This window comes from Erysipelothrix sp. strain 2 (EsS2-7-Brazil) (assembly GCF_016617655.1).
GTDB lineage: Bacteria > Bacillota_I > Bacilli_A > Erysipelotrichales > Erysipelotrichaceae > Erysipelothrix > Erysipelothrix piscisicarius.
Genome location: NZ_SCFT01000003.1, coordinates 125,989 through 149,909, shown reverse-complemented (window position 1 = coordinate 149,909; position 23,921 = coordinate 125,989). Strand labels below are relative to the sequence as shown.

Here is a 23,921-nt window from a genome sequence, read left to right as displayed (position 1 = left end):
TCTTAAAAAATTCTATAAAAAAACCATAATCACATACAGCGATTATGGTTTTTTTATACTAGAGCATGCGACCTGAACGATCAAAGCGATAACGCGTTCCATTTATGGTCATTGTTGTATTTGATATCATTACGCAATCACTTGGATTTAAATAATACCAAGAACCGCCCAATTTAATCCAACCCTTTTGAAGTGCACCCGAACCTGTGGCATAATACCATTTTTGATTCAGTTTAACCCATTGATTCGCATACATTACAGAATCTGTACCAAATGCATAACTCGAACCACCAATGCGATGAATGCCGCGAGCAGTTCCGCCATGACTTAAGAAGTAGTACCATTTACCCCCTGACTTTGTCCATTGGTTTGTTAACGCAGCCCCTGATCCTGAAACATAAGACCATGACCCACTTGCATTTTTATACCATTGATTCGCAAGCATTGCTGTACTGGAATCAAAGACGTACCAACTTCCATTGATTTTTTTCCATCCCGTGACCATTTCACTGTTTGCATCAGCATAGTACCATTTTCCACTCACTTTAACCCATGCATTTTTTACAGCAGCACCACTTGAATTGAGATAATGCCATTTTCCTTTTGAATTTTTAGCCCATTTATTGAGTTTCATATCAGCATCTGAACCAAATTCATACCACGAACCTTTTATGAGGTGAAGACCTGATCGAAGCATCTTACCGTCATTAGCTGCATAATACCATTTCCCTGCAGATTTAAACCATTCATTTCTTAATGCCTTCCCATCCGCATTGAGATAACTCCAACGGCCTGATGCATCCTTAGTCCAGGTGTTTGCATACATCACTCCAGTGCTATTATTAAAGAGGTAAAAACTACCACCTATTTCACGCCACCCTTTTACCGGTTTATTGTTTTCGTAATAATACCATTTTGAAGCTTCTTTAATCCAACCCTTTTTAGGAGCGGTTGGAATTGATTCAGTCGTTAGATAATCTTGAGAAACATACCCAATCTGATTATTGTAAACAAGTTTAGCCCAACCATTTGTAGTCGGATATGCTTGAACAATCGTTTTTGCCGGAATTGTAGCTAAGATCCGGTTTGATGTCCCCCAACCACTGCGCATGTTAAGATCTTGTTTAACTGTATATTTCTTGGACGTGTCCGCAACAGTCACACGTAAATTTGGGGCACTCGCCTTTTTGACACCATTCGCTTTAAGTTTATTTACCGCATTATTAACAATATAACCCAGATTTGCAGGTAAATCAACAGGCATCGCCTTTACAGATACCGAACCATTCACAACAGGCATTGAGAGATAAGTCTTCATATAACCCGATGCCTCACCAAGATTGATAACTACTTGATCATTTAGACCCGAGTTCGTCGCATAATAGACCCCCGAATGAGTGCTTGAGCCTTTATATACGGACGTACTTGTTTGATTTTTAATCCGCGCTAAATCATAACCATTATGATCTTTAAAGCCAGCAGCTCGATCTGTGGTATACGCAATACCCGCTACTTTAATACCGTAGAAGGGATCTGATGCATACCTTACTGTGATTCCCGATCCTTTATTTCCAAAACTAAGTCCCGCATTGCGCCACTCCCCAACATCAAAGTAAGAACTTAATTGCTTTGACATATGATAATTAATGCTATTATAAACACCTGTATAGGCCAATGCTTGACTTGGATCAGAATCAACAGCATTCCATCCAAATAAATTAAACTTATTTTTCGCAAGCCACGATGTACCATATGCAGATTCATGCGCAGCCTGTGCGAATAAAAGCAGTGGATTCATTCCATAGAGATGACCACTTTCAATAAATGCTTGTTCATTTCCATACATTATTGAATCAGTTTTATCCAAATAACGAAGACGAGCATTTAAATCGTCGGCCCCTATATTTGAAAAACTTCGAACGGGGAGCCATTGATAATATGCATAAAATTCCCCAGGTTGATTGCCATCCATCATTGGTCGATTCAGTTCTTTGTCACTAAAAAAGTGTACTCCATCTTCTGAGTAATAAGGGTTCCCCGATTCAGGAAGCCATGATGGTGCTTGGGCATAAGTTATCCCCTGTTCACCACTGTTTGCGTACGTTTGAGAGAAGTACAGTGACATTTCACCATTTTTCACCCAATAGTAGTCTGGAGAAACTACTTTACGGTACCCATCATCATTAAGATTCCCACCTAAATAAATAGGAATCTTTTTATCAACATAATACATTGGAATTAAGTCAACTTTATTAAAATCAACATACCCTTCCGCACCTTGAATATTAACACGAATTACGGGTTTCCCTGAATCTGTCAACTCAGTTCCTTTATATTGCATTTTGTAATTGCTTGATATATATGTCATTGCAGATCCTGAAAGATTACGATTATCATAAATTTTAAGCGTCTCACTACTTGCAAGATCTTTAATTAGACCTTTTCGATCTGGAAGTGAATGCGCATATCCAGAACTCATTGCGACAATCCCTAAATGGCTTAACCCATCCTTTGACGTAACAACATAGCCACTTCCCATTTGGTTCATTTTTCCAATCGCCTCAGTCAGACTATTGCTTACAAAACTTGGTTTTCCGGGTGCGATACTGCCGTCATCTTGTATTTTTTTCACTGAATACGTATGTGATGCACTGGTTTCACGAATGAGGTGGCTGGATGCATCAAAATAATAGGCAGAATCCCCCACCTGTTTCCATTGCGATTTCACTGCGCGTCCCTCTGAATCAAGGTAATAAGAATGACCTCCGGACTGCGTCCACTGATCTTTAAGCATGACTGACTTCGCATCAAATAAATACCAATATCCACCAATTTGAGCCCAATCATCTTTGACTGCACTTCCACTTTTACTAAAATAATACCATTCGTTCCCACTTTGGTGCCAAACTTCCGACTTCATCACACCATCTGGTTTAAAGAAATACCAGAAACCGCCAATTTCTTTCCAATTTTTAATTGGATTTCCATTTTCACAGTAATACCAAGCAGACCCTTTTTGAATCCAACCATTTTGAACACAAAGTTTATCAACAGAGCTCAATGACTGAACAGGAATTTTCGAAGAAACTTCCGGTTTTATTTCTTGAACTTCTGGGCGTTCTTGTTCTTCAACTTCTGATGATGCCTCACCTTCCGTAGTCTCAGACTCCTTTTCAAATTCCATTTTTTGATTTACATCAACTTCTTGGGTGACATCTGTATTTAACCGTTCATCAAAAGCAAACGTATTATACGTAACAGACGTTACAAGAATTACCAGCGACAATAACAACGCGAGCATTTTTTTACTTTTCATCACTACAACCCTCCTCGGCACTCCTATTATAAACGATTCCAATCCATTAAAACCGTTCTATCCAATAATCATATATTAATTAATCTTAATTTTACCACGAATCCACCAAATAATTAAAAAAGCACTCTTGCGAGTGCTTTAACGTGCGCCACTGCCTGTAAGAACCACACGAATTGTTTTAAAAATAATCACGACATCTTGTTTAAACGAAAACGCATCAAGATACTCACGATCAAACACAAGTTTTTCAGCAGGTGTAATGTCATAGCCTCCATTAACTTGAGCCCAACCTGTAATTCCCGGCTTAACAAGGAGTCTTTCTTTAAATCCAGGTATTTCCGCTTCAAATTGATCCGTTAAATCTTTACGCTCTGGACGAGGACCAATTATACTCATCTCTCCAATTAAAACATTTAAGAATTGTGGTAATTCGTCGATACGAACCTTGCGAATAAAACGTCCTACTTTCGTAATGCGTGGATCATTCTTTTCGGCCCACACAGCCCCGGTATTGACCTCTGCATCAACACGCATCGAACGTAATTTATAGATTTTGAATTCCTTACCAGCTTGCCCTACACGTTGCTGTGTATAGAAAGCTGGCCCCTTAGAATCCACCTTAACAATAATTGCGAAAATCACAACAATTATAATAATAATTGGTGAAAACAATAGTGTTAAGATAAGATCAAAAAATCGTTTTAAATAAACGTATGGGTGTTTTTTCTTAAACTCTTGATACTTTTCCATTAATTCTATATTTTCACGAGCATCGGAGTTGTTGTTTATCATATTTTTCATCCTCATTATCTTAACAGAATGTTTATTGCTTAATAAACACTGCTTTTTTATATTTTACAAACAGGTCAATTATAGCATATTCGACATATGCTAACAAGGTTATGTGTCGGTTGTAAAATCGAATCAAAGAAAAAGAATCTTTCGATTCTCTCTCCCAAACTATTATTTTTGTTATTTTTTAATAAAAGCCATGATTCGCTCATAGTCTTCAATATAATCAACTTCACCCCAGAAATTTGGCGCAACATTTTTCACATGAATTGGTTGTTCTTCGATCATGGAATATAAAATATTTTCCCACCATAATCCATGTTGTTGCGAATCAATTAAGATTTCTAAACGTTGTAAGAATTCAGGTAAGAAGTCTGAAGATAATTTCGCAATCCCAACATACTCCCCAGTAATATCATCCCCTGTTAATTCCTTACCATGTTTGATGAGGATATCATTTTCATAGTAGAATTTGTAATCACTTTCTTCTTTACGAGTATCATCCGAGAACAATACCGGTGATTTTTTCTCAGCTAAGATAATATCAAGAGTTTTTTGTTCCAAGAATACATCCGCATTCATGATTAATACATCTTCTTCTGGTTCAAAGAAATCTTTCGCAAACCAAATTGAAGCAACACTGTTTGTTACGTCATAGAATGGATTATAGTAAAACTTAACATCTTTACCTTTAAGTGCTTCACGAATGTATTGACCTTCATATCCTAATACGATTGCAATATCGTTGATGCCATTTTTATTGAATAATTCAATTGTGTATTCGATAAGTGGTTGTCCCCCGATATCAACAGTACATTTAGGTCTTCCTTCTAAATAACGGCTAATACGAGTTCCTCTTCCTGCTGCTAATAATACTAATTTCATTAGATTATACCTCTTTCTTTAAGTGAATCGAGCGCATTATATAATGTCTCCATATTTTCTTGAGTGATTTCACCAATGTGCGAAACCCTTAAAACAGAATCTGCATAAACACCACCACTCGGTGTTACCCAGATTTCATATTCATCCTTTAGAACCGTAAAAATTTCTTTTGCTGATTTACCTTCTGGAACAAAAAGCGCCGTTACTGCATTCGAACTAGAATTGGTCACACACTTGAAACCGTAATCTTCAATTTTTGATCGAAATGACATTGCGAGTGCTCTTGTATTTCCAATTGTTTGTTCAATGCCATCTTGCTTAACTTGTTTAAGTCTTAGATTCAGTTGCAAAACAATACCAACAGCCGGTGTAAACGGTGTTTGGCCCCGCTTCGCATTTGATAGTGCACTCTTTAAATCTAAGTAATAGCATGGACGTTTGTTCTCATCGACACGTCGTTGAGCATCTTCAGACAACACAAGAATTGAAAGTCCTGGAGGCAATGCTAAAGCCTTTTGAGACCCGGTAATGAGAATATCAATATTGGACTTCTCCATCATAATTTCATCCGCTAAAAACGCACTGATTGCATCCACAATCAAGAATAGATTATTACGTTTACAAAACGCCGAAATTAAATCGATATCATATAAAACACCTGAAGATGTTTCATCTAAATTCACCAGAAATCCTGTAAATCCAGCATTCTCATAAGGTTCTAAATCAGATGATGTCAAACTTTGACCAAAATCTAAATCAATGGATTCAAAATTCACATCATAAACAGAACATATTTCACAAAAACGAGCTCCAAAAGAGCCGCCATTAACAATTAAAAACTTATCGTTTTCCTTTGCGCAATTCACAATTGCTGCATCCATAGCAGCTGTACCCGATCCCGTTAAGACCACTACTTTGTCTTCATCTCGAGCACCGCAAATTTCCTTAACGATTGATTCATTTTCCAACATAACATCTGAAAATTCAGGTGTTCTAAAGTATGGAACAGGCTCAGCACCAACATCCATTATGTCTTGACGCATCATGACCGGCCCAACTGTAAAATTAAGCATATTTTCCTCCTTAATTGTATCATCATATATTTATTAAGCAACATCGACGAAAACAATCAAACTTTATATATTAAACAACACTATTATACCTTATTTTCGAATCTAATAAAATTCTTAAATACAAATTATTTCCGATGAGACCGCATTAATACTAATTTTTATTGAATTGGTATATAATTGAGAGACCGTTAATCCCCATTTTTGATACAAGGAGGTATCACTGTCTTGAAAAAATATATTGTAGTAATTACTTTAGGTTTGATGTTGATGATTTCAGTTGTCTCAATATTAAGTCCCGATCGATCTCGTTCAGCGTTAGAATATCGAAATCTTGCCCAGTTTCCAACTGCCGATATTCCAACCATAGTCGATGGAACATTCTTCGACAATCTCGAAACATATTCACTTGATCAACTTGTGTTTCGGGATCACATTTTGAAATCAAGTTCCAAAATTGATAAATATTTGTTGAAGTCAATTCGAAAGAATCATTTTATCAGCAAATCTGGTTATCTTTTGGAATTTGAAGATTATCAAGAACAAACTTTAAATTCGTTAGAAGCATCTTTTGAAAAACCCTTATCGAATCTACAAAGCATGAAGGATGCCACAGAACATCTGGGTGGTCGATTTATTTTTATTGATATCCCACAAAAGTTCGATTATCACCATGACCTCTTCCCTAATTATTTTGCAACAAATACTGTCCATAAATTAAACTACAATCACGCACTTCGTACACGTGCCGAAGCGGAACATATTCGGTCCATATCTGGCTCCAATGTTTTTTCTGAAAACAATTTGCTTGAGCCGTATTACAAAACCGACAATCATTATACCGCCGATGCATCGTTATTAATCTATCAAGAACTTATTGCTACCTTAAGCGACACACGCATTCAAGCAAGACCACTCAATCATTATGAACGCATTGACTACCACAGTCCTTTTATTGGCAACAATTCTCGGACAATGGCCGATACAAGTTATTCACAAGGCGAGGTCTTTTACTATTATAAACCGCTCGATCAATCCCTACCAGAGTATCGACGCTATGAAAACGGTTCGCCATCCGATGAACCCGTTATGATCGAAGATGAAAACATCTCACTTTATAGTAATTTTATGAATGGCGATAAGGCGAATACGATTATCCAGACAAAGCGTGATCATTTACCTAAAATACTCTTTATCGGAGACTCATTCACCAATGCACTCGAATACCTTGCCATTTATGATTTCAATGAAGTTCATTCTCTGGATTTACGGTCTTATAAAGGTAATGTGTTCGAATACATTGAAAAAAATAAGTTTGATGCAGTTGTCTTTGTTCGAAATACACAGCTCAATTTAGTTGAAAAGGAGTAGGAGATACCATGCCCCTCACAAGTTATACATTTTTATTTATATTTCTTCCGCTTGCAGTTCTTATAAACCTTGCTACGCACGGAAAATACAAAACTTCACTGCTCGCAATCCTCAATTTAATTTTTATCAGTTATCTCGGACTTGTTCCGTTGTTGATTATTATCATATCGATGCTAACGTATTTTTATGCAGCATCAATCTTACATAAAAATCCTAATAAGGTTCTATTTATCACCACTATTAGCGTAAATATCCTTGTCTTGGTTTTCTTTAAGTATAAACCACTTTTTATCGCAACAACAAATCTTACATTTTTAGAAGGAATCATGGCTCCTCTTGGAATCTCTTTCTATACATTCCAAGGGATTGCATATCTGGCTGATGTCACTTATCGAAACCGTAAGCCTGAAACAGATTTACTCAAATTTAGTGCTTTCTTTATGTTGTTTATGACTATCACTTCCGGTCCGATTTTAAGATATGATGAAACTAAGATCGATGATCATGCGGTATCCAGTGACATGCTCTATAATGGTTTTACCCGCTTCACAATCGGTTTATTTAAGAAAGCTTATTTAGCTGCTAATTTTGGATTAATCGCCTCAAAAGTTTATGAAGGCCTCTATACAACTGCTTTCTTTACAGGAACAGCATGGCTTGGTTCCATTGCTTTTATGCTTCAATTATATCTCGACTTTTCAGGCTATACTGACATGGCATTGGGAATTGGTGAAATGTTGGGAATTAACCTTCCTGAGAACTTTAATTTCCCCTACCTCGCAACCTCATTTAGTGATTTTTGGAAACGATGGCATATCACCCTTACACGATGGTTCAAAGACTATATTTATATTCCACTTGGCGGCAATCGCAAAGGACCAACACGCACTTATTTAAATATGTTAATAGTTTGGCTCATTACCGGTTTTTGGCACGGGTCTTCCCTTAACTTTATTATTTGGGGATGCTTCAACTTCTTAATTATCATCTTAGAACGCAATGTATGGGGTGATATGCTAAAGAAAACACCACGTGTTATCCAGCATCTTGTTACCTTACTCTTAATTAATATTGGTTGGGTCTTCTTTCGTGCCTCCTCCCTTGAACAAGCATTCGATTTTATCTCGAAAATGTTCATCTGGGATATGAATCAAATCGGCGTTAAACAAATTCTAACGTATGTCCTATCACGCCCACTCGATTGGGTCCTTGCAATTTTATTTTGCACGCCAATCGTTTCAACATTCTTTACGCGATGGAGCGAGAGTGAAATAAAATGGCAACAGATAGCAAGTATGATTCTAATCGTAGGATTATTTATACTCGGAATTATCTTTGTCATTACAAGTTCATTTAAGGCCTTTATTTACCAACAATTTTAACCCTCGAAAGAAACAAAAAGACCCATGTGATAGGGGTCTTTCTTTTTTTATTTCTACTCATTAAGTAGATTCATTTAAATTTGGCGGAGAACATGAGATTCGAACTCACGGAAGCTTTCACTTCGCCACCTTTCCAAGATGGTGCCTTAAGCCACTCGGCCAATTCTCCAGTGCTTACTTATTATACATAATAATTAAACAGAAAACAATGTATAATATACAAAAAGGAGGCTTTCTTTGTGCTACTTATCAATCGAATCAAAAACAGTACGCAACTTTCCGATACAGAATCGAAAATTGCGCAGTATATCCTTGAAAATCCGCAACAGGTAACCCAGCTTACAATCCACGAGTTATCAGAAATCACATTCGCAAGCGCATCAACCATTACTCGTTTTTGTCGTAAAATGAAAACAGAGGGGTTTAGTGATTTTAAAGTTAAACTCGCGAGCGAATTAAGTTCGTTTTCAATTACAGAAACACGCATTCGCGACGATGTCCCCTTTCAAAACAATCAATCAAGTGCAGAAATTGTTCAATCTATTTTATCCCTTAATTACCAATCTATGAATGACACCTATAATCATATTGATCTTACACAACTTGAACGTATTGCACATCGCATCTACAACGCACCACACATCTATCTCTATGGGTCGGGACAATCGTTAATTCTCGCACAGGATTTCCAATATAAATTATTCCGTATTGAACTTGATTGCAATCTCGAAACATCTTTAGGTTTCCAATCGCTCAAGGCCCACACCCAACCGCTCGACAGTATTGCACTCATCATTTCCTATTACGGTCAAAACGAGCATAACAAAACGGTTGTCGATTCTTTAGTAGAGCGAAACATCCCTTATATTCTCATTACCGGTCCTTTAATCAACCCCTTGTGCGCATATGCCACAGAAGTTGTTCATGTCTCACCACAAGAAGAACTTGTAACCAAGATGGCCTCCTTCTCGTCGCGTACCTCGATGCAACTGGTTTTGGATTTTATTTATGCGCTAATCTTTGCAATTGATTATGAGAAAAATCAAGAGATTATTGAGAAACACCCCTGGTACATAAAAAAAGACTCCAATCACCTTTGATTGGAGTCTTTTTAAAATTTGTATTGATCCAGATATCGTTTGACACCATCTTCAGAATTCAAACCACATATCGCGTCCGCAACGTTCTTTACAGCTGGTGTAGCGTTCTCCATTGCAACACCATGACCTGCATCCTCAATCATATGCAAATCATTATTGTTATCACCAAACGTCATAATTTCTTTCGCTGTAATACCATATTTATCCATATAGTATTGGAGCCCTACCATCTTATTAATCCGTGGATCCATAAACTCAATCAACTCTTTTTGGGAGTAAAATGCAACATACCTTGGATCTGGATTCGCAAGAACATGAGCCTCAATACGTGCTAAGGTTTCTGGTTCTCCACTAAAAATAATCTTTGCATGTGAATCTAAAACCTTTGAACGGACGTCCACATATTCCAAATCAATATGGGTTCGGACTTCAATATTATAAAAATCCTCAAACTCTGTGTATAACTTGCCAGGTCCCGTTAATACCGGATTTCCTCCCATTGGCATAAAGGTATCCAAAATTTCACGAATTAAATCTCCGCTTAACGGAAATTGTTCATGAATCTCACCATCCGCAAAATCATACACAAATCCTCCGTTATCACAGATTGCGAAATCAAATAATTCTGCAATATCGGGTATACCAAAGACTGCGGAATCCATGGGTCTGCCCGTCGCAACCCCAAATTTAATCCCTTGGTGACGTAATTCAAGAATCTTTGCTCGCATTGATGGTGTTAATTCATGATTTGCGTCCAAAAGTGTCCCATCCATATCCGTCGCAATTAACTTAATCATATACTTCCTCAACTTTCATAAAAAAACAGAAGGCAATGCCTCCTGTCCATTATAGCAATTTAATTTCTAATCGGCGATGTATTTAACGCCTTGAGCTTCCAGTTCCGCAATTTTATCTGCAAACTGAGGCAGATAATCTTTATGGGCCACAAGCATTTCATGAAGCATGTCTGTCGTATAATGCCCTGCTTGAATCATCGGATTAATTGTAAATGCCTGAACCGCTTTCGCATAATTACCCGTAACTGCAGCTTCGATCACCGTTTCTTCCATTGCTTTCATCATTTGTAATTGACCGCGTGCGGAAGGAGCAAAAGAACCCCAGTTAAACGGTTCTGCACCATGCGAGGTAATTACACTGGTTACCTCCACAACACAATCATAAGGTAAATCCGTAATGGTTCCATTATTTTGAGTACTTACCGTCATCACCGTACGTAAGTCATTATGGATGGATGCGATTAATTGACATGCTGCATCAGAATAATGCGCACCGCCACGTTGTGTAAGCTCTTCAGGTTTATAATTTAAATTTGGATCTTTATATAAATCAAATAAAGCCGCTTCGGTTTGTTGAACGGTTTCAGCACGTGTCTTATGATTTGACCAATTTTCCATAAACTCTTCTGTCATATTCCGCGCAATATAATAATAGCGGTGGTAAGAACAAGGAATCATCCCTAAATCATGGAGTTGATCAAGATTATACGGTATTGGTGTGATATTTTTTACTTCTTGTACTTTTGAAAATGCACTGTTAGGATCAAACAAACGCTGAATTAATTCTTGCGTTACTTCTGTTCCATCTTTATCCCAAACACGGTGCCAGTGAAAATGATTAATCCCCGCAAATTTTTCAAACAAGACATTCGCGTCTTCATCATATCCCATCGCTTCATGATTAATTTTTGTACATCCAACCGGGATATTGCAAAGACCAATCGTACGTTTCCATCCACCCCATTTAATTGCTGCTTCCGTTATAATCCCTGCTGGATTTGTAAAGTTTATAAGCCATGCATTGGGACATAATGTTTCCATATCGTGAATAATATCAAGAATTACAGGAATGGTTCGAAATGCCTTAAATATTCCGCCTGCCCCATTTGTTTCCTGACCCAATGATCCGTATTTCCCGGGAATACGTTCATCACGTTTTCTTGCCTCAAGTTGTCCAACACGAAATTGTGTCGTCACAAAATCCGCATCTTTGAGCGCTTCACGACGGTCAAGTGTTAATTTTACTTTCCAGTCAAGACCTGCTGCCTCAACCATACGTTGAGCCATTGCGCCGACAATTTCTAATTTTTCTTTTCCCGCTTCAACATCGACCAACCACAATTCTGAGATATCGATTTGATCGGATCGTTTGATGAAACCTTCCATTAACTCCGGTGTGTAGCTGCTGCCACCACCTATCGTAACAATCTTTATTTTTTTAGTCATAGCCGCCTCCTAAGTACCCAAATTGTATCTCGACTTAAACCATCTCACAACCAACTGAATCAAAGATGATTTTCAGTTTCATTTAAGTGTTTTTTACGACGTTAAGTATGAAATTAAATTCCAAATTCTTATGGTATAATTCATTTAGGAGGGTTTTATGACAAAAATATTACTTGGAACTTATACAAAATCTGAAAGCAAAGGAATTTATGAGATCGATCTAATCAATGATCGTTTACATAATTTAACGCACATTGCGGACGTAGAAAACCCAACTTATCTTGACTACGATCCATCCACGCAAACGCTTTTTAGCGTTTATCAAAAAGAAAATCAAGCAGGAATTGCGACATGGAAGTATCTTAGCGTGAACACCGAGTTGCTTGAGTCTTTCACCGAGCCTGGACCTGCACCATGTTATGTTGCATACGATCAAAACGAAGATCAAATTTACGACGCAAATTACCATAAAGGACGTGTCAATGTTTATAAGAATCATCAAGTCTTTAAAAAAATTGAGTATAAAGACGGATCGCATGCCCATTTCGTAAACAAGAAGCCCAATACGGAATTTGTTTATGTTTGCGATCTGGGGTTGGATACAGTTCGTAAATACGAACTCATGAATGAAATCGCAACTTATAAGGCACCCGAAGGGTCTGGTCCGCGTCACCTTGCCTTTCATCCACAATTACCACTTCTCTATCTATTTTCGGAGCATACATGTCATGTTACGGTTTTAGAAGATGACGGATTTGATTTTATCGAGCACGGTGTGTTTGATGCATTGCCAGAAATTGATGCAATCCGATCTGCAGCTGCAATTCGAATCTCTAAAGACGGAAACTATCTCTATGTATCCAACCGTGGTCACGACTCCATCACAGTCTTTAAAATCAGTCAAGACGGGCTCCAGCTTGAATTCATTCAAAATATTTCAAGCTTTGGTGAACATCCTCGTGATTTTGCCCTTAGTCCAGATGATAAATACCTGGTTTGCGCAAACCGCGATACCAACAATCTCACCTTATACGCAAGAAATCACGAGACTGGCATGCTGACATTACTCCAATCAGATGTTTACGCTCCCGAATGTGTCTCAGTCCTTTTCATCTCATAATCTTTAACCTAAGACATCGTGATCATGCGATGTCTTTTCAACATACAAAAAAATCACGCGGTATAGGCGTGATTTTTAATTGTTGCTTAATTAATTATAAATTAAACCGTTCTTTCGTGAGCCGTTCTCATAAGAACATCAAGTTGTTGTTCTTTTGTAAGTTCGACAAATCGAACAGCATAACCGGATACACGAATTGTTAAGTTAGGGTATTTCAATGGATTGGCCATCGCATCTTCAAGAAGTGCATTATCAAATACGTTAACGTTTAAGTGGTAAGCTCCTTGTGCGAAGTAACCGTCCATAATACCACGTAGGTTTACGATACGTTCGTCTGAAGTTTTACCCATTGCAATTGGCGCAATTGTTTGTGTATTTGAGATACCATCAAGTGCACAGTTATAGTCTAATTTAGCTGTTGAGTTCAATGAAGCTAATAAACCATTCTTTTCTGCACCGTATGATGGGTTTGCACCAGGTGCTAAAGGAACACCTTGTCCACGTCCATCAGGTGTATTACCTGTAGCTTTACCATAAACAACATTTGATGTGATTGTAAGCAAGCTTAATGTTGGTGTTGAGTTGCGGTATGTATGGTGACGTTTGATTTGTCCCATGAAGTATTGTAATGCCCAGTTTGCAAGATCATCTGCACGGTCATCATCATTACCATATTTAGGGAAGTCTCCTTCGACTTCATAATCTACAACTAAACCTTTTTCGTCACGGATCGTCTTAACCTTAGCGTATTTGATTGCTGATAAGGAGTCAGCAACGTGTGAAATACCTGCAATACCAGTTGCAAACGTACGTTTAAGATCGGAATCCATTAATGCAAGTTGTGCTTTTTCATAAGCATATTTATCATGCATGTAGTGAATTGAGTTTAATGTATTTACGTATAATTCAGCTAACCAGTCCATCATGTCTTGGTAAGCAACTTTAACTTCATCAAAGTTTAAGTATTCTGAAGTAATTGGACGTAAACGTGGTCCAACTTGTGCTTTTGTCACTTCATCAATACCGCCGTTGATAGCGTAAAGTAAACATTTAATTAAGTTCGCACGTGCTCCAAAGAATTGCATATCTTTACCAATTACAGTAGCGGATACACAACATGCGATCGCAACGTCGTCTGAACCCCATTTTTCACGAAGTAATGTATCATTTTCAAATTGAATTGAAGATGTTTCAATAGCAATTCGTGAAGCAAATGTACGGAATCCTTCTGGTAATTCTTTACAGTAAAGAACTGTTAAGTTTGGTTCTGGTGAAGGTCCCATGTTAATGAGTGTATGAAGTAAACGGAAGTCTGTCTTTGTAACGAGCGAACGTCCATCAAATCCCATACCTGCGATTGATAATGTTGCCCAAATTGGGTATCCACTAAATAGTGCATTATATTCAGGTGTACGCGCAAATTTAACCATACGTAGTTTCATTACGAGGTGGTCAATAAGTTCTTGAGCTTCTTTTTCAGTAATCACACCATTGTCTAAATCACGTTGGATATAGATATCAAGGAATGCTGAGATACGTCCAATTGACATCGCTGCACCGTTATTTTCTTTGATTGCTGCTAAGTAACCAAAGTATAACCATTGAACTGCTTCTTTTGCATTTCCAGCAGGTTGTGAGATATCGAATCCATAAGCTGCAGCCATATCTTTAATTTCTGCTAACGCATGAATTTGATCACTAATTTCTTCACGAAGACGAATGACATCGTCAGTCATTGTTTTATAACCTGTATGTGCTAAATCATTTTTCTTTCCAGCTACAAGACGATCGATACCATAAAGAGCAATACGACGGTAATCACCAATAATACGTCCACGTCCGTAAGCATCTGGAAGACCAGTAATAATCTTATTCTTACGTGCTGCACGCATTTCTGGTGTATAAACATCAAATACCCCTTGGTTGTGTGTTTTACGCCATTTTGTAAAGATATGTACTAACTCCTCATCGGGTTCATAACCATTACTTTCAAGAGCTTTCACAGCCATTCCAATTCCACCGAAAGGAATAAATGCTTGTTTTAATGGTTCATCTGTTTGGAACCCAACAATTTGCTCTTTATCCTTATCCATGTAACCTGGACCGTGTGAACTTACAGTTGATACAATTTTTGTATCCATGTTGTAAACGCCAGCTTTTTCACGTTGTACAGCATTCATTTCTTCAAGTTGTTCCATAAGATCCAACGTATTTTGAGTTGGTCCTTCTAAGAACTCATCGTTACCAGTATACTCTGTGTAGTTATTTTTAATAAAATCACGAGTATCAATGTTTTCTTTCCAATAGCTTCCTTTGAAGCCTTTCCATTGATTATACATTAAGATACCTCCTTATTCTCGGGTTTGATTCCCAATATCTTATTTGTATTACACGCATATTATATCAAACTTAGTACAATACGTTTTATTTTTCACATCCTTTTTAGGCACGTTCTGGTATACACTTGTGCTTAATTGCTTCAAATCATACTAGTTTGCGAATTCACAGACTTTTTTCACAAAATTAATTACACCACTTGGAAATCAAAAATACTCACTTCTAAGTGAACTTCGTTCAAATGAAAACCTTTTCGAATTGTATACCCAATTCACAAACTCACTCGCACCAATTAGCACTATATTGCTCTATACTGTTCGTGTTATCGACAAGCGAGAGACGATTTAAGTATGGTTTTAATGTTATTCATTAAGAATGTATTGCTTTATCTATAGATTTAAAGATTTAAAAGCAAGATTGTTTCAATTAAAATAAAAAGACTGATATAAAATCAGTCCTTAAGTGCTTCAATCAACATTGGTAAATAAATTGGTAGATCCGGTGGACGTCTCCCAGAAACAACATGCCCATCTCGAACTGCAGGTTCATCAACCCAATGTGCACCGGCATACATTAAGTCATGCTTAATCCCAGGCGTACTGGTCACTGTTTTCCCCGTTAAGACCCCTGCTGAAGAGAGTACCCAGCCCGCATGACATATTTGTCCAATAACTTTTTTATGGGAATCCATGTACTTCACAAAGTCAAGCACAGGATCCAATCGTCTTAAATAATCTGGAGCCCATCCTCCAGGAATTACAAGCCCATCATAAGTTGTAATATCCACATCATGAAATGCTAAATCACTTACAACCGATAGCCCATATTTTCCACGATAGGTCTTCGCTGACGCTTCAGCAGCAACATCAACATGAGCACCTGCTTCACGAAGCCGAAGGATTGGATACCATAATTCTAAGTCATCAAAATCATCACTTACAAGGGTTAAAACGCGTTTTCCACTTAATTCCATGTCATCACCTCTTATATAAACCCTATCAATATCCCTTTTGAATGTATAGTTATTTGCTTAAAGATTGTAGTCTTAGAGACATCTTGTTACGATACATATATATAAGGAGGAATTTTTATGTTTTATCTTGGTTGTCATCTCTCATTTGCGAAAGGTTATGAAGCAATGGGACATGAATCACTTCGTATTGATGCCAATACGTTTCAGTTTTTCACGCGAAGTCCTCGCGGCGGAAAAGCAAAACCCCTCAATCTTGAGGATCTCGGAAAGCTTAATACGTTAATCAAAGCAAATCATTTCAAACATATCCTTGCTCATGCTCCATATACCATGAACCCATGCAGTAATAAGGATTATACGCGTGATTATGCAGAAGAACTCATGCTTGATGATTTGTCTCGTATGAGCCACATCAAGGGAAGTCTTTATAACTTCCATCCGGGAAGTCATGTCGGACAAGGCGTTGAACCCGCGATTGTTATGATTTCTGATATGTTAAATCGTGTCTTAGATCCCACTCAAGAAACCATAGTTTTACTTGAAACGATGGCGGGCAAAGGAACTGAGGTCGGACGTACGTTTGAAGAAATTGCAGCAATCATTCATAATGTAACGGTCAAAGAAAAGATTGGCGTATGTTGGGATACCTGTCATATCTATGACGCAGGGTATGATATTGTTAATGATTTAGATGGGGTTATAGAACACTTTGATAACGTTGTTGGATTGGATAAGCTTTATGCAATTCATCTCAACGACAGCAAAAATCCATTTAAATCCCACAAAGACCGTCATGAAAAAATTGGTCAAGGGTCCATCGGTTTGGAGACATTTGAGAAAATCATCAATCACCCTAAATTACGTCATCTTCCTTTTTATCTTGAAACCCCACAAGATGATAATGATGGTTATAAGGCAGAGATTGAACTTCTAAGATCTCTACGTAAATAACAACTTACCACTTATTTATGACATCTTGATCCTTTTTTATTTCGAATCAACGATAATTATTTATAATAGTATCAGGAGGAACATCCGTGAAAATTAAGGTTATTATCAATCCAAAACTTGAAGACGATGTTGTTTTGGAATGTCGTGAAATGACACCGCAGATTGAGAAATTAATTAAAAATTTGGAAACACAATCGATTCACGCAAGTCACCGTGGGAAAGATATATCGATCAATCTCAATGATATATGTTTTTTTGAAACAGAGGATGATGCTGTGTACGCGCATACAGCCAGAGATTCATTTCGAACACACTATCGTTTATATGAATTAGAATCATCTCTTCCCAGTTCATTTATGAGAGCATCAAAGTCGACCATCGTGAATTTGAATCAAATCGATTCCATCGAGCGTAATATCACCTCTTCCCGAAGTGTTCAATTTTATGGCAGTCATAAAATAACGTATGTTTCACGCATGTATTTCCAACAGATTAAAAAACGATTAAAGGAGGAAAGCATTTAATGAAGAAAAATGATTATTTTTGGGGATTTGTACTCGTATTACTTGCATTTGGGTTATTTGGCAGTGCCTTTAACCTTTATAGTTTCGGACCTAATGTCTTTAAAATTGCCTTTACAGTGGCGCTTGTTGCTTTCGCAATTTCAAACATGCCTAAATTAAATTTCTTTGGGATAATTTATCCACTTACTTTGGCACTTTGGATTAACCGTGTATATTTTAATATTTATGGGAATGGTGGCATGTTGTTTTGGGCAAGTACGTTTTTAGCAATTGGTCTTTCAGTAATTTTTAAACGACGTAAACGTCAGGTAAATTTTAAGAAGTATGAATCATACCGTGAAAGTACAACCTATGCCACAGACGAAGATGGCAATCATTATGAGTACCATACTGGGACACAACATAACCGTTCCGGTTATTGGGATGATGATCACGCCGACTTTATAAATATCGAAGCAATTTTTACCGATCGCACGCGTTATATTCGTTCAAAGAACTTTACAGGTGGATATATTGATAATACATTTGCTTCATTGTCAATCTATTTCGACCAAGCACAGTTTAATCCAGCAGGTGCACAACTTGACGTAAATTGCGCGTTTGGTCAAGTGAAATTGTTTATCCCTTATAACATTAATGTCATAAACAATATCGATAATACATTGGCAAGTGTAAACGATCCACACCGTAATACGGTCGTTGATGGTCCAACATTAACTTTAAATGGCGATGTAACACTCGGTGAAGTTAAAATTGTATACGTATAATCACTCTTCAAGCGGTTTTTAACCGCTTTTTTTATATTTTTAATCTTTTTTAATTTTTATTGAATTTGGGTATTGCTTTCTTAGAAATGGCTTGTTATAATCTATTAGCAATACAAAGTGAATACGCGGGCGTGGTGAAATTGGCAGACACACTAGACTTAGGATCTAGCGCTTCGGCATGGAGGTTCGAGTCCTCTCGCCCGCACCAATTATTAAATCACAGTCATTACTTCGGTAATGACTTTTTTATGCCGGAATGGTCTCTAATTGTTTTCAAAATAAGAATTTGTTATAGTTGGTGAAAAGGAGAGCACAATGAAACTTTCGATCAACCAACGAATCCTTAGATACCAAGAAAGCATCAATAAAAACGACATACCTTCAACGTATAAATTTCTAATTGACACAATGAGTGCGATTCAGCGCAATTTCAAACTTGATTCATTCACAGCGAAATCTGTCCTGAATGGCTATCTTGATTACACCTATTTTTATTTCGATGATAGTTTTCTTCGTTCAAAGGGTTTAAAGTTAGGCCTTATCTTAAATCATCAAGAAATGAAGTTTGAGCTTTGGCTTATGGGACGAACAAAACCGATTCAAAAAAAATATTGGGATGTCTTTAAAGCGTCCCCCTTGAATAGTTTAAAGGAGATGCCTCAGTGGTTTATTGTCTCAATCGATTTGGAGACGCATCCGAACTTTAAAGATCTTGACGCACTCACACAAAACCTTCTCCAAAAGGTTCCTCGTGCTTATGCTCTAATGCACGCTTATCTCTAAGTGAAAAACTTGATACACGATCAAGTTTTTTTATTTTGAGCCGTTTTAGAACATGGTTTTTCTTTTTTCATTTCATTTACAAGCACACCCTCGCACCGGTGTACTATAATAAGCATATAGAAAGAAGGTACTTCCATGAAACAATTTATTATATCCGATGATTTTTGGTCTTTATTTCCTGACGCTTGTTTTGGGATTGTGCTCGCACACAATGTCCGAAACAAGGATATCAACCCTGAATCTATGAATGCAATTACTAAATTTCTTGAAGCGAGTCATCATGACGCTCACAAGTATCTTACCGAAGATGTTTTGAGTCAAAATGATGTCATTGCAGTTTGGCGTGATGCATATCAAAAATTTAAAACCAAGAAAGGAGCACGTGTATCGATTGAGGCTTTATTAAAGCGTGTCTCAAAGGGAAATGGGGTTGGATCAATTAATCCCCTTGTCGATATATATAATGGAATCTCGCTGACTTATGGCCTTCCTTGCGGTGGAGAAGACATCGATACCTTTGTAGGTTCGTTACAGTTAATAAAAACTCAAGGTGATGATCACTTTATAGCACTTGGCGATTTGGAACCTGACAATACCCTCCCTGGCGAAATCGCATACGTTGATGATGTTGGTGCGGTCTGTCGTTGTTGGAATTGGCGTGATGGTCAACGAACCATGTTAACAGATGACACAACGAATGCATTCTTAATTATTGAGTGTGTCGATCCAACACGTCGTGACGATTTAGAAAAGGCTACTCAACACCTTGCAACATGTGTTGAGAAGTATCTTGACGGATCCGTTAAACATGTTATTATGGACCGGAATAATGTAATCCTAGACCTCGAATAACTAAAAGGAGAATCATAATGGCACGTCCACAAACAAAAGAAGCACTACTAGAAGCAGCAAACCTAAATTTCAATAAACTCATGAGCTATATTGATGCCTTAAGCGAGCAAGAACGCCATGCGACATTTGTACTTGAGGATCGAGATCGAAATTTACGCGATGTTTTATGTCATCTTATTGAGTGGCATAAGATGCTCGCTGGATGGTACCAGGTTGGTGTCGTTGAAAACGGAATGCCAGATATCCCTGCAAAAGGATATACATGGAAAACGACCCCTGAACTCAATCAAAAAATTTGGGAAGCATATCAAAACACATCTTTGGACGCGGCGCTTCAAGAACTCAAAAAAACACACACAGAAATTGTAGCGTTAATTCCTCAACATTCCCAAGAATCCCTGTTTGATCGTAAGGTTTATCCTTTCACCAAAACAACAACATTAGGTGCCTATTTTATTAGTGGCACTTCATCCCACTATGACTGGGCTCTAAAAAAATTGAGAAAGCATTATAAGGCGTTGAAGCGTGATATAATAGATTAAAAGGAAGTGATACCATGAGTATTGAGGATTGGTTTAATTTTCGTCCTAAAGAAGTCCTCGAACACGATCGCGCAAACTATCAGAAGAAAATCTTTCCACGAGGCGATCAACAGAAAGCGATGATTCAAACGGTTTTACTCGAATTGTTTCCAAAACGAGATCAGATGGAATTGCTCTACCATTATATTGTTTGTAAAGAGATAATAACAAATGATGCATTGGATCCCTTTGATCAAATTCATAGAATTGAAAAAGCACTGAAACGGATCCGTCCAAAATTAGATTTTACTGAAACAGAGACGTTATCCAATCTCCTTTATATCGATGCGAATGAATTCGATATAATTGATGCACAAAAACTACTTAAACGTGTTAAACATAAAGCCATCGTATGATGGCTTTTATATTGAATCTATCGCAATTTTTGCCCTTTTAGTACCCACTTCTTGTGCGATTGAACGCGTAATCTTGTAAGTATTTCGTTCCTTAATTATGATGTGTATCGTTACTAAAGGAGATTTATTGTGTCTAATCATTTAAATTTAAATCGTGTCGATGGCGATCTTTATATTGGTAAAGGTGCCGGAAAAGAAATTATGGCCCGATTTAATCAAAGCAAACATACAATTAAAATTGTATCCCCTTATGTTAATAAGGAATATGTCGAGAAGTTGATTCAGCAACATCAATCGGGTATTACAACAGGTTTAGTATTTACCTGGGATTATAAACAAGGTCAAAAAGCAAATCAAGAATTAGCGCGTTCCCTCTTTACTCAAACGCGTACTCAAAGTGATGATGCACTTCGAAAAAAACGGATGGGTCGTTTGATTGCTCTTGGATGGTGTTTTGTTAATTTCATCATTTTGGCTCATGCCATAACGCTTAAAGGTAGTGTCGGTTTTTGGTTTGAAATCAGTGTAGTTATCTTGCTATTCGCTGCAAATTTTAAATACTTTGATCGAGTTCATAAAACCCCTATTTATAGTTATGGTTACGAACCTAAAATGCCCATCGCAATTTGGAAAACAAATCGTTATCAAAAACTTCATACGAAGCTGTATCTTGTGGATGATATCGCATTTATCGGTTCGTTGAACTTTACAAAAAATGGATTTTATACAAATTATGAATCCTGCATGAGCATTCATCAAAAAAATGAGGTAGACGATTTACATCGGTATATTGATTCCCTCTTAAACGACAAAGAATATCAACAGTTTTATTTTAATGAGATTGGAAAACAATATTTTGAAGAACCTGCATATTAAAAAAGTCCGAATACGGACTTTTTTAATATGCATTCGTTTGAATGATTTTCGCGGGATTTCCCGCAATGACGACATTATCACCAAAACTTTGTGTCACAACTGAACCCGCACCAACCACGACATTATTTCCCAATGAAACACCAGGTAAAATCACACAACTCCCGCCCAACCAGACATTATTTCCAATTGTTACCGGTTTTCCATACTCCCACCCAGAATTACGCTGTGTAGGATCGATTGGATGTGTTGCAGTATAAATCTGTACGTTTGGTCCGCACATACAATGATCTCCAAATCGGATCTCGCAGACATCCAACATCACACAGTTATGATTCGCAAAAAAATGATTACCCAGATGGATATTTATACCATAATCGCACGCAAATCCCGGACAAATACAAAAGGTTTCCGGAGTTGTTCCTAAAATCTCACGATAGATTTCTGATCTTAGCGCTCCGCTCGGTTCCAAGTTGGCTCGAATCGTACACGTCAATGCCTTTAAATTCAGTTGCATTAAGGTTGGATCATCACTTCGATACATCTCCCCGCGAATCATTTTCTCAAACATTTCCATGGTTTTGTTTCGCTTCGAAATCCATGAGTTCTTTATAGATTAATTCTACATCATGACGATAAGGGTAATGTTTGGTATCCTTTAAAAATGTAGCAAGGATATGAGCACCACGTTCTGGGTTTTTATCAACCACAACCGCTTTTAAATACTCAAACTTAAGACAATCCGGATTGCCCTTTATTTTCTTTACAATTGTATTCATCATGGGGGTCGGTTCAACGATTTCTCCTTCCAACATCAAACACGAAGCATGATCAATCTCAACCAAAACTTTTTGAAGTGGAATCATATTCATTTCTTGAAGAGCTTCATATGCCGCAATACGTTCACGATTTGATGATAGCGATTCGATATAAATAAGCTGTGCTGTGAGTCCAATCGGATTGTCGCAATCACGAAGTGGAATCGATTGAAGGAGATGAGGATCAAGTTCATCATACCCTTTTCCAAGTGCCTTCATGCCAATAACATAGAGTTGTAACCAGAAATAAGGACGCAATTCTGGTCGATGTCTCAATAATGAAGCATTATAACCATCGTTGGGTGTATCTTCCATGATGAGCCCATTAACCAGAATTGCGAAAATCCCAAGTAAGATGAGTAGTGTTAGGAATATTTGCATATAGGGCCCAACGGGCACAACCAAGAGTACACCTAAGGACACTAAAGCAATCACTCCATTGGTAATAATTCCGCCTAGATTATAAAGTTGCGTTGGAAATGGTTCATTCATCGTTTTGGGTGGCATCATTAAACATTGCCCTGCTGTTCCTGGAATATTTAACGACTTTAATTGATAACCCTGATCCGTTTTAATCAAAGTAATGGAAAAAAAACGGATCAAGATAAATTGATAACCGGTGATGCGTCCAAAAATAAGATGACCGGTTTCATGCATCACAATATGAATGACAAAACTGAGTATGATAAACCCCATTGAAGCGAGAAAAATATTAAGGGGCCCCATACTGTAGGTAAAAGATAATTTTTGGGCCATATGACCCCCTGCAAATCCTAAAAATGCACAAAGAAAAACTAACGTTGCTTTCATTAATTTATTTTTCATAG

General features: G+C 37.4%; 22 protein-coding genes and 2 tRNA genes. 13 read left to right on the top strand and 11 right to left on the bottom strand.

Annotated elements, in window-relative coordinates:
- Positions 1–58 precede the first annotated feature (58 nt).
- From EPJ90_RS02640 to EPJ90_RS02625, 4 genes are all read right to left on the bottom strand, one after another.
- Positions 59–3,316 (bottom strand): glucosaminidase domain-containing protein, encoded by a 3,258-nt coding sequence (locus tag EPJ90_RS02640; RefSeq protein WP_200542531.1) that lies wholly within the window; start codon positions 3,314–3,316, stop codon positions 59–61.
- Between the two features lie 138 nt (positions 3,317–3,454).
- A complete protein-coding gene (locus EPJ90_RS02635; RefSeq protein WP_161637065.1) occupies positions 3,455–4,108 on the bottom strand; it encodes a sugar transferase in 654 nt (217 codons plus the stop codon).
- Positions 4,109–4,288: 180 nt separating this feature from the next.
- The gene (locus EPJ90_RS02630) at positions 4,289–4,993 is read right to left on the bottom strand and encodes an NTP transferase domain-containing protein (RefSeq protein ID WP_161637064.1); all 705 of its coding nucleotides are present in this window, start codon (positions 4,991–4,993) and stop codon (positions 4,289–4,291) included.
- Positions 4,993–6,066, bottom strand: a complete 1,074-nt coding sequence (locus EPJ90_RS02625; RefSeq protein WP_161637063.1) for a pyridoxal-phosphate-dependent aminotransferase family protein — start codon at positions 6,064–6,066, stop codon at positions 4,993–4,995. Before EPJ90_RS02625 ends, EPJ90_RS02630 begins: the two co-directional genes overlap by 1 nt.
- 225 nt (positions 6,067–6,291) lie before the next feature.
- Here EPJ90_RS02625 and EPJ90_RS02620 point away from each other — a divergent pair, with 225 nt between their 5' ends.
- Positions 6,292–7,434 (top strand): DHHW family protein, encoded by a 1,143-nt coding sequence (locus tag EPJ90_RS02620; protein ID WP_244660368.1) that lies wholly within the window; start codon positions 6,292–6,294, stop codon positions 7,432–7,434.
- Positions 7,435–7,442: 8 nt separating this feature from the next.
- Complete coding sequence (locus tag EPJ90_RS02615) at positions 7,443–8,816, top strand: MBOAT family O-acyltransferase (protein ID WP_161637062.1); 1,374 nt, start codon at positions 7,443–7,445, stop codon at positions 8,814–8,816.
- A gap of 81 nt (positions 8,817–8,897) precedes the next feature.
- Here the strand turns inward: EPJ90_RS02615 and EPJ90_RS02610 are convergent.
- Positions 8,898–8,985, bottom strand: a tRNA-Ser gene (locus tag EPJ90_RS02610).
- 70 nt (positions 8,986–9,055) lie between these two features.
- Between EPJ90_RS02610 and EPJ90_RS08680 the strand changes: the two genes are divergently transcribed.
- Positions 9,056–9,916, top strand: a complete 861-nt coding sequence (locus EPJ90_RS08680) for an SIS domain-containing protein (RefSeq protein ID WP_161637061.1) — start codon at positions 9,056–9,058, stop codon at positions 9,914–9,916.
- Positions 9,917–9,927: 11 nt separating this feature from the next.
- Here EPJ90_RS08680 and EPJ90_RS02600 read toward each other — a convergent pair whose 3' ends face one another.
- Together EPJ90_RS02600 and EPJ90_RS02595 are read right to left on the bottom strand one after the other, a co-directional pair.
- Positions 9,928–10,713, bottom strand: a complete 786-nt coding sequence (locus tag EPJ90_RS02600) for a Cof-type HAD-IIB family hydrolase (RefSeq protein WP_161637060.1) — start codon at positions 10,711–10,713, stop codon at positions 9,928–9,930.
- Positions 10,714–10,779: 66 nt separating this feature from the next.
- Entirely contained in the window at positions 10,780–12,159 is a 1,380-nt protein-coding gene (locus tag EPJ90_RS02595; protein WP_161637059.1) for a 6-phospho-beta-glucosidase, read from the bottom strand.
- Between the two features lie 157 nt (positions 12,160–12,316).
- On the opposite strand from EPJ90_RS02595, the gene EPJ90_RS02590 reads away from it, so the two are divergent.
- Positions 12,317–13,279 (top strand): lactonase family protein, encoded by a 963-nt coding sequence (locus EPJ90_RS02590; protein WP_161637058.1) that lies wholly within the window; start codon positions 12,317–12,319, stop codon positions 13,277–13,279.
- Positions 13,280–13,380: 101 nt separating this feature from the next.
- On the opposite strand, the gene pflB is transcribed toward EPJ90_RS02590, so the two are convergent.
- Positions 13,381–15,618, bottom strand: coding sequence for a formate C-acetyltransferase (pflB, locus tag EPJ90_RS02585; RefSeq protein WP_161637057.1), 2,238 nt, complete (start codon positions 15,616–15,618; stop codon positions 13,381–13,383).
- 449 nt (positions 15,619–16,067) lie between these two features.
- Positions 16,068–16,589 (bottom strand): type 1 glutamine amidotransferase domain-containing protein, encoded by a 522-nt coding sequence (locus EPJ90_RS02580; RefSeq protein ID WP_161637056.1) that lies wholly within the window; start codon positions 16,587–16,589, stop codon positions 16,068–16,070.
- A gap of 117 nt (positions 16,590–16,706) precedes the next feature.
- Between EPJ90_RS02580 and EPJ90_RS02575 the strand changes: the two genes are divergently transcribed.
- From EPJ90_RS02575 to EPJ90_RS02535, 9 genes are all read left to right on the top strand, one after another.
- Positions 16,707–17,540, top strand: coding sequence for a deoxyribonuclease IV (locus EPJ90_RS02575; RefSeq protein WP_161637055.1), 834 nt, complete (start codon positions 16,707–16,709; stop codon positions 17,538–17,540).
- Positions 17,541–17,626: 86 nt separating this feature from the next.
- On the top strand, positions 17,627–18,064 hold the full coding sequence (locus tag EPJ90_RS02570) for a LytTR family DNA-binding domain-containing protein (protein ID WP_125164819.1): 438 nt from the start codon (positions 17,627–17,629) through the stop codon (positions 18,062–18,064).
- Positions 18,064–18,831, top strand: a complete 768-nt coding sequence (locus EPJ90_RS02565) for a LiaF transmembrane domain-containing protein (protein WP_161637054.1) — start codon at positions 18,064–18,066, stop codon at positions 18,829–18,831. The genes EPJ90_RS02570 and EPJ90_RS02565 overlap by 1 nt, the downstream gene beginning before the upstream one ends.
- 125 nt (positions 18,832–18,956) lie before the next feature.
- Positions 18,957–19,039: transfer RNA gene (locus EPJ90_RS02560), tRNA-Leu, on the top strand.
- 107 nt (positions 19,040–19,146) lie between these two features.
- On the top strand, positions 19,147–19,614 hold the full coding sequence (locus EPJ90_RS02555) for a DUF7000 family protein (protein ID WP_161637053.1): 468 nt from the start codon (positions 19,147–19,149) through the stop codon (positions 19,612–19,614).
- A gap of 135 nt (positions 19,615–19,749) precedes the next feature.
- Positions 19,750–20,466 carry a B3/B4 domain-containing protein gene (locus EPJ90_RS02550; RefSeq protein ID WP_161637052.1) on the top strand — a complete coding sequence of 239 codons (717 nt, stop codon included), beginning with the start codon at positions 19,750–19,752 and terminating at the stop codon, positions 20,464–20,466.
- Positions 20,467–20,483: 17 nt separating this feature from the next.
- Positions 20,484–21,008 (top strand): ClbS/DfsB family four-helix bundle protein, encoded by a 525-nt coding sequence (locus tag EPJ90_RS02545; RefSeq protein WP_161637051.1) that lies wholly within the window; start codon positions 20,484–20,486, stop codon positions 21,006–21,008.
- Between the two features lie 14 nt (positions 21,009–21,022).
- The gene (locus tag EPJ90_RS02540; protein ID WP_161637050.1) at positions 21,023–21,403 is read left to right on the top strand and encodes a hypothetical protein; all 381 of its coding nucleotides are present in this window, start codon (positions 21,023–21,025) and stop codon (positions 21,401–21,403) included.
- Between the two features lie 129 nt (positions 21,404–21,532).
- Positions 21,533–22,279 (top strand): phospholipase D-like domain-containing protein, encoded by a 747-nt coding sequence (locus tag EPJ90_RS02535; RefSeq protein ID WP_125164823.1) that lies wholly within the window; start codon positions 21,533–21,535, stop codon positions 22,277–22,279.
- Positions 22,280–22,301: 22 nt separating this feature from the next.
- Here EPJ90_RS02535 and EPJ90_RS02530 read toward each other — a convergent pair whose 3' ends face one another.
- Together EPJ90_RS02530 and EPJ90_RS02525 are read right to left on the bottom strand one after the other, a co-directional pair.
- Positions 22,302–22,847, bottom strand: a complete 546-nt coding sequence (locus EPJ90_RS02530) for a sugar O-acetyltransferase (protein ID WP_275065477.1) — start codon at positions 22,845–22,847, stop codon at positions 22,302–22,304.
- Entirely contained in the window at positions 22,840–23,919 is a 1,080-nt protein-coding gene (locus EPJ90_RS02525) for a hypothetical protein (RefSeq protein ID WP_161637048.1), read from the bottom strand. The genes EPJ90_RS02530 and EPJ90_RS02525 overlap by 8 nt, the downstream gene beginning before the upstream one ends.
- Positions 23,920–23,921 lie beyond the last annotated feature (2 nt).

What these genes read in the sequence shown, in the direction of transcription:
- EPJ90_RS02640 (WP_200542531.1), bottom strand. Translation starts at nt 3,316, where the DNA reads ATGAAAAGTAAAAAAATGCTCGCGTTGTTATTGTCGCTGGTAATTCTT.
- EPJ90_RS02590 (WP_161637058.1), top strand. Translation starts at nt 12,317, where the DNA reads ATGACAAAAATATTACTTGGAACTTATACAAAATCTGAAAGCAAAGGA.
- EPJ90_RS02565 (WP_161637054.1), top strand. Translation starts at nt 18,064, where the DNA reads ATGAAGAAAAATGATTATTTTTGGGGATTTGTACTCGTATTACTTGCA.
- EPJ90_RS02550 (WP_161637052.1), top strand. Translation starts at nt 19,750, where the DNA reads ATGAAACAATTTATTATATCCGATGATTTTTGGTCTTTATTTCCTGAC.
- EPJ90_RS02575 (WP_161637055.1), top strand. Translation starts at nt 16,707, where the DNA reads ATGTTTTATCTTGGTTGTCATCTCTCATTTGCGAAAGGTTATGAAGCA.
- EPJ90_RS02545 (WP_161637051.1), top strand. Translation starts at nt 20,484, where the DNA reads ATGGCACGTCCACAAACAAAAGAAGCACTACTAGAAGCAGCAAACCTA.
- EPJ90_RS02530 (WP_275065477.1), bottom strand. Translation starts at nt 22,847, where the DNA reads ATGTTTGAGAAAATGATTCGCGGGGAGATGTATCGAAGTGATGATCCA.
- EPJ90_RS02635 (WP_161637065.1), bottom strand. Translation starts at nt 4,108, where the DNA reads ATGATAAACAACAACTCCGATGCTCGTGAAAATATAGAATTAATGGAA.
- EPJ90_RS02540 (WP_161637050.1), top strand. Translation starts at nt 21,023, where the DNA reads ATGAGTATTGAGGATTGGTTTAATTTTCGTCCTAAAGAAGTCCTCGAA.
- EPJ90_RS02625 (WP_161637063.1), bottom strand. Translation starts at nt 6,066, where the DNA reads ATGCTTAATTTTACAGTTGGGCCGGTCATGATGCGTCAAGACATAATG.
- EPJ90_RS02580 (WP_161637056.1), bottom strand. Translation starts at nt 16,589, where the DNA reads ATGGAATTAAGTGGAAAACGCGTTTTAACCCTTGTAAGTGATGATTTT.
- EPJ90_RS02600 (WP_161637060.1), bottom strand. Translation starts at nt 10,713, where the DNA reads ATGATTAAGTTAATTGCGACGGATATGGATGGGACACTTTTGGACGCA.
- EPJ90_RS02615 (WP_161637062.1), top strand. Translation starts at nt 7,443, where the DNA reads ATGCCCCTCACAAGTTATACATTTTTATTTATATTTCTTCCGCTTGCA.
- EPJ90_RS02525 (WP_161637048.1), bottom strand. Translation starts at nt 23,919, where the DNA reads ATGAAAAATAAATTAATGAAAGCAACGTTAGTTTTTCTTTGTGCATTT.
- pflB (WP_161637057.1), bottom strand. Translation starts at nt 15,618, where the DNA reads ATGTATAATCAATGGAAAGGCTTCAAAGGAAGCTATTGGAAAGAAAAC.
- EPJ90_RS02630 (WP_161637064.1), bottom strand. Translation starts at nt 4,993, where the DNA reads ATGAAATTAGTATTATTAGCAGCAGGAAGAGGAACTCGTATTAGCCGT.
- EPJ90_RS02555 (WP_161637053.1), top strand. Translation starts at nt 19,147, where the DNA reads ATGAAACTTTCGATCAACCAACGAATCCTTAGATACCAAGAAAGCATC.
- EPJ90_RS02595 (WP_161637059.1), bottom strand. Translation starts at nt 12,159, where the DNA reads ATGACTAAAAAAATAAAGATTGTTACGATAGGTGGTGGCAGCAGCTAC.